The following is a 13,144-nucleotide window of genomic DNA, read 5'->3' on the forward strand; positions in this document are numbered from 1 at the left end:
GCTGCGTTATTGGCGCACAACATCCTTGATGGAGCTCGCCTTGGAAACAAATCTAATTTCAACCCCATCAATTTCAGAAGGTTGCTGGAGAATCTGATACGAGTCTGAATAGGCAAGTTGAAGGCGATTTTCTGAAAGCCAAGTGATGCCTACGTCTTTTGCGGTTGCCACACCAATATTTACACTATCAATCTTTCTAGAATTGGTTTGGTTTGAAAGACTCAATTTAAGAACGCCTCCAGATTGATTACTACACTTCTCAACAACAATTTTGGCCTCGCGCTGTTTATCTGGGGATAGCACGCTTTGAATCGTTTCATTTTCGCAACTTGGAATAAACGAAGAAAGAATATAGGAAAAAAAGACATACGCAAGACCAACAGCGGCAAGTAGATAAATGAGTGGTTTGAAAGTCTTCACTTGAGCGCCGATTTAATAAGTATTGTGATACAGGCACTAAATTCGTAACTGATCGCTGTTGGCCGTTTTGAGCCGGTTGGAACAGACTCAATTCGACCGAGACTGTGCAAAAACGTAAATCTGAAAAAAGTTGCTGAGTAGGGACACTTCTTGCTGAAGTCTAAAAAATGCACAGCGATTGCTTTTAAACATCAATTCTTTTTTCGGTGAAATCATTTTGCGCTTTTACGCAGCGTCGACTCAAAAGCGACCTTCGATTTTCTTCAAAGCAGACGCGCAAAGATGAAAGTGACTGTCGCTATGTGCCCAAAAGGCTGGGTTGTTCCTGTATATGCGTATGACTGCACTTCGCAATGGCATCTACAAGGCATCGATACCAATATGAATCAATTGAATCATCGCCAGCGACAGATTTCTCTATTGTATTCAGGCGCTCCAAAAGCAGTGGACTAGCAATTGATTCAGCAGCGTTCAGTTCAAATATTCGGCAGTCGTCGTCTAACAATTCGAGCAATACCGGGATGATCCTCTTATCCTTGCGAAATGCCAGCCCCATCAAGGCCTCGCCTCTGACGTCGTCTTCGCTTTCCTGCAAGTTGAGCCAAAGCAGGTCGCGTATCTTGGAATTATCCGCTTCCTGCATCGAGCCGATACCAAAGGTCGCCCAATTGCGAACCTCATCAGAGATGTCGATCGCAAGCCTTAATAGCGTATCAATTGACTCAACCTCAGGATAGCTGCCTAACGCGATGGCTATTCGCAGCCGTATCCGTTGATCTGGGTGGGTCGCAAAAGCAATGAGATTCGGCAATGCCGACAGATGCGGTCTGTGACCAAATCCAGAAATTGCGGCACATACAACTTCAACGCGGCTGTCCCGCAAACCAGTTAACAACATCAATTGCGTTTCGGCCAACGCATACTCCGCGTTTCCTGTCGGGGAGCCATTTTGGCGCCTGCGAAGCTGTGACACGATATACATACCCAAAGCTCGTTTCCGCCAATTCCGGCATTTTGCAAATCTACGGGTAACAGCGAGGAATTCAGGTGATCCCCGCATCTGCAGTTCGGCGATTGCCTGCCAGCTATTGTCGCTATTCCAGTCTTGCAGTGCGATGCCGACGAGACTTTTAAGGCTGTGTGCCATTGGATTTCCAATATTCATACTTGTCGGTTCAATTTTTTGGAGCTTATGGCTGTGTGTAATGTCCACAGCTTGAATTCACGCCCCACAGCTGGAGTTTATTTACTCACCGAGAGATGGAATAGTTAATCAGTTGAAGCATTGGTCGATATGAAGTTGGTAAATCTCTTGCCGTCTTCGATGCCGAGGATTTGATCTATTTTCTCAATATGTCTCAAGGCATTTTAAACATCAAAGTGTTTATCCTCAATAACCGCGAGCGCTTCGTTGTGTAGTGCATATGCGAGGTGAGCGGCAAAGCGAACTTGCAGTGGTTCTTGACTTTCGCTTCCGAGGAACGCCGCCAAGAGAATGCGGATATGGAACAGGGCATGAGCTAGCAATTTCTCTTCAGACATATTCTCGGACATAACTATCGCCTTTACTTGGAAAATTGGACTGAGTGAGCAGTCGGTTTCGATTTGTCTGTATGAGCAGAATCAATTTGTGCGTTCCCCTCGATTGACCGCAACGCCGGTTCCGGCCGTGCTAAACATATTCACTCATTCTCAAGTTGTACAAACTCCTGGGTGCGAATATCTCTGATGAAGGAGGAGTCCGCCGGTGAGTCCAGAAGATGTATAAATGAATCATCGCAGGAGAGGACTAGTCCAACGGACACGTAGCAACAGTTTCCCGGTTCGTTCATGTACTCGTCTGATTCGTCATTTGCAGTGAACCGCCATCCGCTGTCATTTTCACTGTCAGGCGATTCCCGGTATAAATAACCCACTTTTTCGCCATCCTTAAGTATCCGATTAGTAGCGAAGCAACGCTTCAAATAACGTTCAACGAGATTATTATTGTCATCGTGCTCTGTATTGATAATGTTCGACGCATCGAACGAAACTCTGTCATCAAGTTTAAGGCCTTTAATCCATCGCGGCTCATTGTTCAATCGTCCGACAAACCTGCCATCTGCATCAATTTCGTCAACAAGAACCCACATCCGCTCGGCCCTCGGCGCTTCGGGATCATCCGAATCTAAGCAAAAAATCAGCTTCACTACCTCACCAGGTTTAATCTGCGCGATTATGTCTCGGGATGGCTTATAAAACGTATATTTATGAGAGGTCGCAATTTTATCGGCGTCCTCTAACGTCCAAGTAGTCATATCACCTCAAAAAAATTTCTGCACTTCCCGTAACTACGCCTGAATAATCGTTCCATCTCCATACTCACCGACAACGGGGTCTAGATTTTCTGGCGAATGAAGGATCGCGGGACCGCGGGAGCAGGCCTGCCGCGTCAGGTACTCGACCAATCCTTCCGCTTGAACAGCAGGAGGAATTGCCGCATCCATTTCCGTCAGCAGTTCTACCGTTGCTCTCACAATCCACTCTACCGTGCGATATTTTGGAGACACTATCTGAATGTTCTGCGAGTCAGTCTGATCAAAGAAACCATGTTGCAATTTGTGCCTGACATAAGAAAGTGCAGTGATACCAGGAATGGTGCGCTTTTCCAAATAAGCCTGATTTCCGCCTTCATCATAACGGACGACGTTATCCGGAAACTCGTATCCCTCATCTTCCAGAAGCGCCTCCGTGACGATATGCGGCAACAGAGGCCTGGCGTCTTCGTGGCTGACTTCAAACAAGAGAATTTTCTTGAGCTTCTTCATTTCTTTCTGTTGTTCTGTGTCCGTTTTCAGGATGGCGATACTCGGAAAATACTCGCGAATGAACTTATTCGATTCTTTCATGAGCTCATCTCTGCTCAACGTTGGCTGTATTCGCAAAAACCTGTCATCCATATCCATCATCTTCCAAGCATGGTTAAGATCGTGGATGAGGAATTCGAGTGGTGACTGCCAGAATTCATCTACATACACAGGCTCGGTTGATACCCCTATAAAATATATGGGGGTACCTCGGATTTTCATGAGGTCGGTGGCGGAAATGTTATCAAAAGTCGGAATGATGATCACTTCGGGAATTCGACGCATCAGCTCCTCGTAGCGGTACCAGTACTTCTTTTGAAAATGGATACTCAGATCCTTTTTGATACGGCAAGCCACATCAAAGAATCCTACCGCTTCAAACAAGATACGCAACGTCGGGGCATAGGGACACATCGGGCCGTTCTGGATCGTGACGTGGTGAAGTTTATGCAGCAACTGATCGCGCATCGACGCAAGTGCGGCATTGTCGCGGCACTTCTCTTCGATCGCCGATAGCATCATCTGGCTACGAACGTATTCAACCACCGGCAACAACTCCAGAATTGGCGTATCCGGACTGTCGTCATTCAACTCAAACCGCTTCCGCAAATCACGGTATACATCCAATGGGCTGCTTACCGTTTCGCGTATCCATTCGTGATGAGAAGCTCCCCGCGTTTTAGTAAAGTTTTTCGCAATGAGCGCAGCGGCAATCTGTTTGTGGTGGCCGAATGCAAAGGAGCCTTCTTTCGCGTTCGGCGTAGTAATCACGCTCTCCGGGAGCCACCTGCCCTCCACTCCTTCCGTTTCGGGAATTTCTACGAGGAATCCAATCGTGTCAACGATATGGCGCGGATCTGACGGAAGAGCGATGTCTTTGAGGTGATCGCGATATCCGTGAGAAATGGTTCTATCCATATAGATGCGCGCTTCTTTTCCTGCCCCGTTCCGGACGAAATAGTATTTACGTCCGCCTGATTCCGCAATGCCATATTCTGGCGTTACTGATCCGAACACTTTGCTGCCTGTTACTCTCAATGCGGCAAAAATACTGCCGGGGATGCCGGTCTCGTTATGTTCATCGTCATCCCGAAGTAATCCGCCAGGCAGCGACATGCCCTCAGGGAAAAAAGTCCTGTCCAAGGTCAGGAACTCCCGCCCGTGTTTCCCGTCCCGCATCACAAGTACGTCGACAGTCTTACGAATCATGACCCCCTGATCAATGCGCTGCTTTGCCTGAATTTTGAGTCTCTGATCGGACAACAAGGCGTTCACTACTGCGGATTGATGGTCCACGTTGAGATATTTGGCGATGCAATTTTCCATACCATTCTTGCGGACGGGGTCACGTAAGCGGTGGAACCAATAAACCATGTACAAGAGCGATTCGGCGTAGAGGTTCGCCGGATAACTTTGTGTGTCGAGAGCTAGCGCGTATTTATCGAGTATTTCCAAAACATAGCCCGCTACGGTATCGCTTTGCGTGGCTGAGAACAAAGATGAAAGATCATCGATCACTTCTGGGGATTCACTGGTGCCAGATAAGCCGGGGGCCGGCGCAGGCGCGTTAAATGCCATCATGTTTTCCTTAACGGTTTCTCTCACGTTAAACACTTAAATTGCGTTCAAAATTAACGATGTCGACGCCTGGTTTCAATGCATAGAGCTGCGCCAATCGCCCTCCTGAAGATATTTTTTCATTGGATATTTCAAACATTTCCGATGCTTCAATTCGTCGCATTAGACTTTTTCTTTGAATCGGCTTTTCGATGATGGCTTCAATCACCTTGATCAATTGACCGATGCTGAATTTTTCGGGCAAACAGAATACTGGAATCATTGAATACAGCGTTTTCTGTTGAAGTCGCTGCCGTGCAATTTCAATGATGTGTCGATGATCGAAAGCAATCAATAGCTTGGGCAATTCACTCACATTCAACCAACAGCTACTCTCTACCGACGCGATTCTAGACTCAACGTCTTGATGTGCTACCAACGCATAGTAGGCAAGTGTGATGCTGTATCCACGCGGGTCGCGCTTAGGTCCGGAAATCACCTGCAACTGTTCTAGATAGCTCGGCACCATCCCCGTTTTGTTCAACAACTTTCGACGGGCTGTCATATCAGTGTTCTCATCCAGACTGATATCAATAAATCCACCTGGCAGCCCCCAATAACCCACAAACGGCGATTCAGCGCGTTTGGCCATCAGCACTTTCAAAACGCCATCGTGAACAGTGAAAAGTACGCTGTCCACAGTGAACAAAGGTTTATCTATTTGCAATATGGCATCCATTTTTCTCGTCTTTTTATGTCTTTGGGACATTTTCTTTATAGCATAAATGGTGACCCGCTAAAAGTTGCTAAATTTCACTTTACTTTGTGTCCCACAGACATTAATATCTATTCATGTTTTATCCACCCCTCGATAAAACTAAAGAAAGCATAGTCAAACGAGCAAGAGTTGACTGCGCTCTGATTACTTCAAGACAGGGTCAGCAAATGGACAGCCACGCTACAAGCAATCATCGTTATTTTTTGCCGAATCCTCAACCAGCTGAAGATTCGTTCAAGCATTTTCAATTCAAGAGCGGTGAAAATCACCTTCAAATTTTGGCGCCCAGCAGTTCCCATGTCCAAATCATGTTTCGCTACAGCGGGGATCAATCGCTCATTCAGCTCTTGCTGCTGACCGATGCACTTCGCCGCCAGGGCGCAAATGTGATCGATTTATGTATCCCTTATTTTCCAGGTGCAAGGCAAGACCGCGTTTGCAATTCTGGCGAACCACTGTCGGTGAAGGTCTACGCTGATTTGATCAATCAACAGCATTATCAAAAGGTGTGCATTTTTGATCCCCACAGTGACGTGGTCGTTGCCCTCGTGGATAACGTCCAGGTAGTCAAGAACCATCAGTTTGTCAGAGACGTCGTGAATGACTTGCGATCAGATTTCATTCTGGTGTCGCCAGATGCCGGTTCGAATAAAAAAATCTTTGAATTATCTGGCCAACTTGACGGATTGCCGGTGATCAGGGCGGACAAAATTCGCGACGTACGGAATGGGGCAATTATCGGCACAGAGATTTATTGCGACGATTTAAGTGGGAAGACGGCAGTGATTGTCGATGACATTTGTGCCGGCGGCAGGACTTTCATCGAATTGGCGAAAAAGCTGAAGACCAAAAACTGCAAAGAAATCATCTTGCTTGTGTCTCACTATGAAGGCACCGCCGACGAGAAAAAATTGATGGAAAGCGGCATTGATGCGATATACACCACCGACAGCTTGCCAGGCTTTGTCGCTTCGGAATTTTTAAATGTAAAAAATATTTGGCAATTTATGCCAGCGCAAGGAGAAAAATAATGAAATTGAATCCCGCCACCGCAATCGACGGCTACAAAGTCGATCATCGCCGTCAATATCCCGACAATACTGAAATTGTATTCAGCAATTTGACTGCTAGGACAACTCGTCGCGAATACACTGATCATCTGGTTTTTTTTGGATTACAGTACTTTATAAAAAGTTTTTTAATCAAAAGCTGGGAAGAAGATTTTTTTAAACGGCCAAAAGACGAAGTCATCCGTCGATTTTCTCGTCGCATAAATAACTATCTGGGCCCGAATAATGTCGGCACGCAGCACATTGCGGATCTGCACGACCTGGGCTATCTGCCTATAAAAATCATGGCGTTGCCCGAGGGTTCGGTTTACTCGTTAAGAGTGCCATGTCTTGTGATTTTCAATACGGACGAGCGGTTTTTCTGGCTCACCAATTATCTGGAGACCATTCTCTCGACCAATGTATGGGGCATGTGCACCAGTGCCACTACCGCGCATCAATACAAAAAGATACTGACAGCTTACGCGCTGGAAACCGATGGCAGCATCGAGTTCGTGAATTGGCAAGGACACGACTTCAGCTTCCGCGGCATGTATGGCGCTGAAGCAGCCGCAATGAGCGGCGCCGCGCATTTATTGAGCTTTACAGGCACAGACACCATTCCTGCCATCGATTTTCTGGAAGATTTTTACGGCGCCAATAGCGATCTGGAACTGGTTGGCGGCAGTGTTGCAGCAACCGAGCATTCAGTCATGTGCGCCGGCGGCATGGATAATGAACTTGAAACCTTCCGGCGCTTGATTCAGGACATCTATCCGGCTGGGATCGTTAGTATCGTGTCGGATTCCTGGGATTTCTGGCAAGTGATGACGGATTTTACCGTCAAACTTAAAGAGCAGATTCTCGCGCGCGATGGAAAAGTCGTGTTTCGTCCTGACACCGGCTGTCCAGTCAAAATGATTTGTGGCGATGCTGATGCCGAAATCGGCTCGCCGGAATACAAAGGCGCTATTGAATGTTTGTGGGAAGTGTTTGGCGGCAGCGAAACCAAGCAAGGCTACAAGATTCTGGATCCCCATGTCGGATTGATTTATGGCGACTCCATCACTATTGAGCGCGCCATGGCAATTTGTGCAGGGCTCAAAGCCAAAGGATTTGCCTCAACCAATGTGGTTTTCGGCATTGGCAGTTACACTTATCAATACGTAACTCGCGATACTGATGGTTTCGCCGTTAAAGCGACTTTCGCCAAGATTTCTGGTGAAGATCGTGAAATTTTCAAGGCGCCCAAAACGGGGGATGGCACCAAGAATTCAGCCAAAGGCCTGGTAGCAGTCTACAAAAATGATCAAGGCGAATTTTATCTGAAGGACCAAGTGAGCTGGAATGAAGTCAATAACTGCGAATTTGTTCCCGTGTTTGAGAATGGAAAATTACTCAACGAGGTAAGCCTCACTGAGATTCGGGAGCGTTTGGCAGCCACGATTTAAGTTTGACAAACGCTTTCGGCCTTGCGCTATTGGCGGGTTCCTGCCAAAAACGCAAGGCGCGAATCCAAATCTGACCCGACACTCGCCGTCAGGCCAAATTTGAATCAGTATCCGTTAAACGCGTGGCGCCTGATCCTGCTTCAGCGACTGCGCCAGCTCGCCGGCCTTGAGCGAACCCATCAGCGACAGCAGCGTATTGAAGGCATTGGTATCGCCGCCACCGCCCATCTGGATCTGCGGCACCAGCGGCACCTTGGAGGTTTCAAACGCTTCCGCCAGGCGCAGCATCACGGTTTGCATCAGCTGCTTGTCTGCGCCCTCGCCTTGCATCGCTTCCGACTTGGCCTTGATCGCCGATGCTTCGGCTTCACCGACCGAGCGGATGGCGGACGCGCGGCCGGAGCCCTCCATTTCCTGCTTGAACTTCTCGGCATGGGCCAGCGCTTCGATTTCCTGGCGCTTCTTTTCTGCCGCCTTGACATTGGCGGAACCTTGGTTTTCCTTGATCGAGATATCCACCAGCGAACCGGTCAATTCCTTCTGCTTGGAGGCACGCTGCTCCGCCTCGTTGAGCTCGCGCTCCTTGTCGGCGGCGATCTGCTTTTGGGCAAAGGTTTCCACCTGTTCGCGGGCGATCTGGCGATCGCGCAGCTGGGCCATGATGTTTTCGATCTTGGTGTCGCCCGGCTGCGGCTTCGGCGTACCGATCAGGACTTCCTGGAATTCCAGCGAATAGGCCTGGAAGCGCTCTTTCATGTCGGCTGAAGCATTGCCTTGCAGTTCACTGCGCGACTGGATCAGCTCGATGAAGGTCTTGGTTTGCGAGACGTTCTTGAAATACGAGGACACCATCGGATCCAGCGTCTGTTCCACCAACTGGGCGACATTGCCGAAGCGCTGCACCACCATCGGCGCCTTGCGGTAGTCGATATGCACCACCACCGACAAGGGCAACTGCGGCTCGAACGCATCCTTGGTAATCAAGGTGATCTCACGCAGGTTGCTGTCGAAGCTGGAGCCGCTTTCGCCGGACTTCCACATCAGCACGAAGTTGGTGGTCGGCACCAGCTCGATCTTGCCGGCGTAGGTGTTGAATGCGTATTTCCCCGGCATCAAAGGATCGCGCCAGACGCCGCGGCAACCGCTTTCGACCAGCTCGCCATGGCTGTATTCCTTGCCGGACAGGTCGGAACCTTTGCGCCCGGTATAGGACACCACCACGCCGACGTAGCCGACCGGGATGATGGTCTTCTTGATCAGTTCAACCGTGGCAAACAGGCGGTTGATGTAATACGTGCCCTCCACCAGCACCCGTTCCTGGCGCCCGCGCTGGCCGCCGGCGGCGAGGAATTTTTCCGGTTCCTGGAAGGAGTTGTGGCTGTCGCCGACGTCCGGCGCCAGTAACTCGTCCTTGGGCAGGCCGGGGCCATCCTGCACCGTGACGATGGCCAGCTGGTCGGAATCGTGGGTGCCGGCCACTTCCTTCAGCACCACCGGCGTAAAGCCGCTGCGCTCGTCGAGCACTCCCCGCATCTGCTCGTAATAGGCTTTTTCCTGGGCATCCAGCGACAGCGAATAAGTCGCTTCTTCAGTCATCACCACAAACAGCGCCGGGTTGATGATGTGCGTGCCTTCGCGCAGGATCTTGCGCTGCGGTCCTTTCTGGCCGCCGCCTTCGAGGAAGGAGCGGACATCGCGGAAGTCTTCCACCTTGGCGTTGTCGGCCAGCGTCTGTCCGGCCGGCAGGTCGATGCCGTCACGCGCAAAGACATAGCCGATGCGGCCCTGGGTGACCGACACCATCGGATGGATGTGGACACGGAACTGGAACGGCGCAAAGAAATGGAAGCCGCCGCGGCGCAGGTCGGGCTGCAAGCCAGCTTCGCCATGCAGGGCCAGCAGGCCGGCTTTCACCGAGCCGCTGGAACTCCAGAGTTTTTCAACCACGCCTATCCTGTCGTTCGGGATATAGCGGATGATGCCCGATACCGACAGAAATATGGCCAGCAAGATGGCCGCAGCCACCACAATGATAAGCACCGTGGGAAACCATCCCAGGCTTGAGATCAGATTCAACATGTCGTTTCTTTCTTTTATTTTTGAGTGCTACGTTCCCTGTCGCCGCGCGTCTGCCGGCGATTTTCCAGCCAGAGTGTCATAGCAAAAAGTGTTTTTGATGACGATATGGGGGCTGGGCCCGTCAGGAGTTGGCGCCGCGATCCAGTGAGAAGCCGAAATCGCCGTCGATCCAGGTATCCTTGTCGCGGATAATCGCCTGCGCCGGCAGCGCTGCGGTCTGGACTGAAAAACCAGGCATTTTCTTGACCGCGGTGCCGATTGCCATGAATTCCACCAAACCATTGCCGATTTCGGCGATATAGGTTTTGACCCCCACCACTTCTTCCGCGCCCAGCGCATCGGCTTCGTTCTTCAGGCGGTCGATCGCAATCTCTCTGGCATCGTGGATCAGTGTCGTCAAATCGCTGATCTCGCCCTTGGTAAAGGACTTGAAAGCGGCCATGAAACCACCCACCACGCCGAGCGAATAGATCGAGGTCGACATCAGCAGCTTGACCGGCGCATAGCCGAGGCTGGTCATGGCCCACAGTTCTTCGCCGGTGAGGTCGCTGGTGACCGGATTGCTGTCGGCGCTGGCAGGCAGCGCGCTGTGGCGCGATGCGGTGCCGGCCATCAACATTTCATGGGTGCCCATCCATGGCAGGATGGTGGTGCGGATGCCGACCACGGCATTGGCGCCGTCCGCCTTGGCTTGCGCGACCAGTCGCTCAAGCGCTTTGTGGCGGGTCGCATTGAAGATATTGCTGTACTCCGCAATCTCGCCGCGCACCAGGGTTTTGAGCGATCCCATGATGCCGCCGCCGACGCCCATCGAATACGCGATATTGCCGAATGCATGCTGTAGCGGCACGTAGCCGGCATCCATGTGGCAGTACAGTTCCTGTGCATCGCCGGCGCTGGTGAAGAAGCGTCCCGCCAGGCCCTTCGCATGTACGCATGAACCGACAAACAGGAATTCGGTGCTGCCGCTGAACGAGCGCAGCTCGCTGGACACCCCCGCTACGCCGGCCGCGCCCTCTTGCCTGGCTTCCTTGCTCATGCGCTCGAAGGCATTTGCACGGCCTTCGTGGATCGCCGCGGTGACTTGCGTGATCTCCCCGCCCAACATGTTTTTCAGGCCGGCGCCCATGCTACCGAGGAAGCCCATCGAGTTGACGCTGTTGCCGACCACAATCTCGCCTGCCGAATAATTCTTTAACGCCAGGCAGAAAATTTCATTCCCGGATAAACCAGTTACTTTAGCCATACGCCTTCCTTTTTTTCGACGATAAATGTCCAACTGAATGTCCAGCGATTCGCTCCGGATATCCGGAGAAATGCACCGGGGACGAAATGATTCTGAACCTTAAACTGGGCACTTGCTACTGATTTCGGAGGGTTGCGATTGGAGTGTTTCTTCAGCCAGGGTGGCGTGAATTACTGATATTCAGCGGAGATATTTCTGGACCTGTTCCGACCTGAAATAATGGTGCGAAGGATGAACAGAGCGACTTGTTCCAATCCAGCTTGGAGCAGGCGAATGACACCGTCTGTAGTCATTCGCCTTGCCGTCAAATTGTACTTTTAGAAATTGAGTGCCGACTTGACCGACTGCAGTGCTGCATTGTTCAGGAAAATATAAAAATTCTGCGCTGTGCTGGAACCGAGCGCTGATGTTTGCAACGGCGTTCCGTCCTTCGTCAATAAGCCACTATAGATAGCGCCATTGCTTTGATAATAGACACGGTATTGCGGAACCGCCGTTTTCAGGGCGATGTTGGCGACCCAGGCACGGACACCCGCCAACGTCACGATCTGACCATCGCCGAGCTGGTAAGTCACGCCATCGGTAGTGCTCACGCGCGGGAACCAGCCCTCCAGGGCCGCAACCGTGGTCGAGCACGGCGTGATGTTCGGTCCGGTAGTCGCCACGCCGCAATCGCCGACAAACAGCGTGTCGCCGGAATACTGCCGGACCACTTTCAGGTAAGCCGAGCCGGGTTGCCAGCTGGCTTGCTGGTTATACAGCGAAGCGCCATTGATGGTATTGGTGATCAGCCCAAGCAGGCTGCCGCTGAAAAGTTCGGCAGGCGAGCTGCTTATCAAGCCCGACAGCGCCGTGGAGGTGTAGCTCGTACCCAGGAACGCGCGGATCACTGTCTTGCCGTCGGTCGCAAGATAGCTTTCCAGGACATTATTGCCTGAGTAGCTGACCTGGGCTTGGGCTGGAAAGGCGGCAACATAAACAGTCCCGTTGATCAGATAGCGAGCGCCGCCGCTCAATGTCGGCAGCGGCAGGGTCTTGGCTGCAGAGGTATACGCCACGGAAACCGGCTGCGGGCCATTGGCCGGACTCTGCGGGATGCTTGAATCGTCCGTATAAAAGGAACTGCCGGGATTGATCGAAAGTACACCGGAAGACGAACTGGAATATCCAAGACTGCCCGTCAGATAGTGCAAACCACCGTTGCCAGAAAGCGCCACGCTTTCATAGCTTTTTTGGGCTGCGCTCACGGCCGGCGTGCTCGGCGCAGCTGTCCCTGAGGAGCTGCCGCCAGCGCCAAGGTCAAGAGGGTAACGGTACATGGAAATATCTTCATGAATAACCTTTGCAATTGAATTTCAATAAATTGAACTACATGGGGTATCAATTGGATCAATACAGACAGCTCGCTAACAAGTTGCTTTTTTTCTGTTGGCGCCACAGCCGGCAACTCCTCCGGCCATCCCCATAGCACTCCCCGTGTAAGCATTTGTATTATTTTCTTGATACGACTGAGAGCGGATACTACACAGCAACATATCGTCTTGATAATGAAAAAGTGTTACCAAATGTACATACTGGAAGAATTGACAGTTGCGTTGCCAATTAGCAACGAGCGATAATCGGAGTTGGATTTTCAGCATGAAATGGCGTAGGAATAATGCAATCGAATGCGCCTCTGAAGGCCCAAGGCCCAGGACACTCAACCCCGCTCGTCCAGC

11 protein-coding genes are annotated in these 13,144 nt (G+C 51.0%); 2 read left to right on the forward strand and 9 right to left on the reverse strand.

Annotation, left to right across the window (positions count from 1 at the left end; all coding sequences use genetic code 11):
- Positions 1-6: 6 nt before the first annotated feature.
- The 6 genes from CPter91_RS26490 to CPter91_RS13125 all read right to left on the reverse strand — a co-directional run bounded on the left by CPter91_RS26490 (position 7) and on the right by CPter91_RS13125 (position 5,562).
- The gene (locus CPter91_RS26490; protein WP_150119684.1) at positions 7-420 is read right to left on the reverse strand and encodes a hypothetical protein; all 414 of its coding nucleotides are present in this window, start codon (positions 418-420) and stop codon (positions 7-9) included.
- Positions 421-718: 298 nt separating this feature from the next.
- Positions 719-1,567 carry a HEAT repeat domain-containing protein gene (locus CPter91_RS13105; protein WP_061941013.1) on the reverse strand — a complete coding sequence of 283 codons (849 nt, stop codon included), beginning with the start codon at positions 1,565-1,567 and terminating at the stop codon, positions 719-721.
- 221 nt (positions 1,568-1,788) lie between these two features.
- Positions 1,789-1,974 (reverse strand): hypothetical protein, encoded by a 186-nt coding sequence (locus CPter91_RS13110; RefSeq protein ID WP_082792819.1) that lies wholly within the window; start codon positions 1,972-1,974, stop codon positions 1,789-1,791.
- Between the two features lie 128 nt (positions 1,975-2,102).
- Positions 2,103-2,717, reverse strand: a complete 615-nt coding sequence (locus tag CPter91_RS13115) for an immunity protein Imm33 domain-containing protein (RefSeq protein WP_061941016.1) — start codon at positions 2,715-2,717, stop codon at positions 2,103-2,105.
- Between the two features lie 33 nt (positions 2,718-2,750).
- Entirely contained in the window at positions 2,751-4,847 is a 2,097-nt protein-coding gene (locus tag CPter91_RS13120) for a hypothetical protein (protein WP_150119685.1), read from the reverse strand.
- Between the two features lie 25 nt (positions 4,848-4,872).
- The gene (locus CPter91_RS13125) at positions 4,873-5,562 is read right to left on the reverse strand and encodes an NUDIX hydrolase (RefSeq protein WP_061941022.1); all 690 of its coding nucleotides are present in this window, start codon (positions 5,560-5,562) and stop codon (positions 4,873-4,875) included.
- 206 nt (positions 5,563-5,768) lie between these two features.
- Between CPter91_RS13125 and prs the strand changes: the two genes are divergently transcribed.
- Together prs and CPter91_RS13135 are read left to right on the forward strand one after the other, a co-directional pair.
- The gene (gene prs / locus CPter91_RS13130; protein ID WP_099047198.1) at positions 5,769-6,632 is read left to right on the forward strand and encodes a ribose-phosphate diphosphokinase; all 864 of its coding nucleotides are present in this window, start codon (positions 5,769-5,771) and stop codon (positions 6,630-6,632) included.
- On the forward strand, positions 6,632-8,101 hold the full coding sequence (locus CPter91_RS13135) for a nicotinate phosphoribosyltransferase (protein ID WP_061941025.1): 1,470 nt from the start codon (positions 6,632-6,634) through the stop codon (positions 8,099-8,101). The genes prs and CPter91_RS13135 overlap by 1 nt, the downstream gene beginning before the upstream one ends.
- Positions 8,102-8,215: 114 nt before the next feature.
- Here CPter91_RS13135 and CPter91_RS13140 read toward each other — a convergent pair whose 3' ends face one another.
- From CPter91_RS13140 to CPter91_RS13150, 3 genes are all read right to left on the reverse strand, one after another.
- Positions 8,216-10,180, reverse strand: coding sequence for an SPFH domain-containing protein (locus tag CPter91_RS13140; protein ID WP_061941028.1), 1,965 nt, complete (start codon positions 10,178-10,180; stop codon positions 8,216-8,218).
- A gap of 121 nt (positions 10,181-10,301) precedes the next feature.
- On the reverse strand, positions 10,302-11,426 hold the full coding sequence (locus CPter91_RS13145) for a heavy metal-binding domain-containing protein (protein WP_061941030.1): 1,125 nt from the start codon (positions 11,424-11,426) through the stop codon (positions 10,302-10,304).
- A 317-nt stretch (positions 11,427-11,743) separates the two neighbouring features.
- Positions 11,744-12,673, reverse strand: a complete 930-nt coding sequence (locus tag CPter91_RS13150; protein WP_205631602.1) for a hypothetical protein — start codon at positions 12,671-12,673, stop codon at positions 11,744-11,746.
- Between the last annotated feature and the right edge of the window lie 471 nt (positions 12,674-13,144).

The sequence above is a fragment of the Collimonas pratensis genome (assembly GCF_001584185.1).
GTDB classification, from domain to species: Bacteria; Pseudomonadota; Gammaproteobacteria; order Burkholderiales; family Burkholderiaceae_D; genus Collimonas; species Collimonas pratensis.

Excerpts from the sequence above, each read along its gene's own strand:
- CPter91_RS13105 (WP_061941013.1), bottom strand. The coding sequence starts at position 1,567 with ATGGCACACAGCCTTAAAAGTCTCGTCGGCATCGCACTGCAAGACTGG.
- CPter91_RS13110 (WP_082792819.1), bottom strand. The coding sequence starts at position 1,974 with ATGTCCGAGAATATGTCTGAAGAGAAATTGCTAGCTCATGCCCTGTTC.
- CPter91_RS13115 (WP_061941016.1), bottom strand. The coding sequence starts at position 2,717 with ATGACTACTTGGACGTTAGAGGACGCCGATAAAATTGCGACCTCTCAT.
- CPter91_RS13120 (WP_150119685.1), bottom strand. The coding sequence starts at position 4,847 with ATGATGGCATTTAACGCGCCTGCGCCGGCCCCCGGCTTATCTGGCACC.
- CPter91_RS13125 (WP_061941022.1), bottom strand. The coding sequence starts at position 5,562 with ATGGATGCCATATTGCAAATAGATAAACCTTTGTTCACTGTGGACAGC.
- prs (WP_099047198.1), top strand. The coding sequence starts at position 5,769 with ATGGACAGCCACGCTACAAGCAATCATCGTTATTTTTTGCCGAATCCT.
- CPter91_RS13135 (WP_061941025.1), top strand. The coding sequence starts at position 6,632 with ATGAAATTGAATCCCGCCACCGCAATCGACGGCTACAAAGTCGATCAT.
- CPter91_RS13140 (WP_061941028.1), bottom strand. The coding sequence starts at position 10,180 with ATGTTGAATCTGATCTCAAGCCTGGGATGGTTTCCCACGGTGCTTATC.
- CPter91_RS13145 (WP_061941030.1), bottom strand. The coding sequence starts at position 11,426 with ATGGCTAAAGTAACTGGTTTATCCGGGAATGAAATTTTCTGCCTGGCG.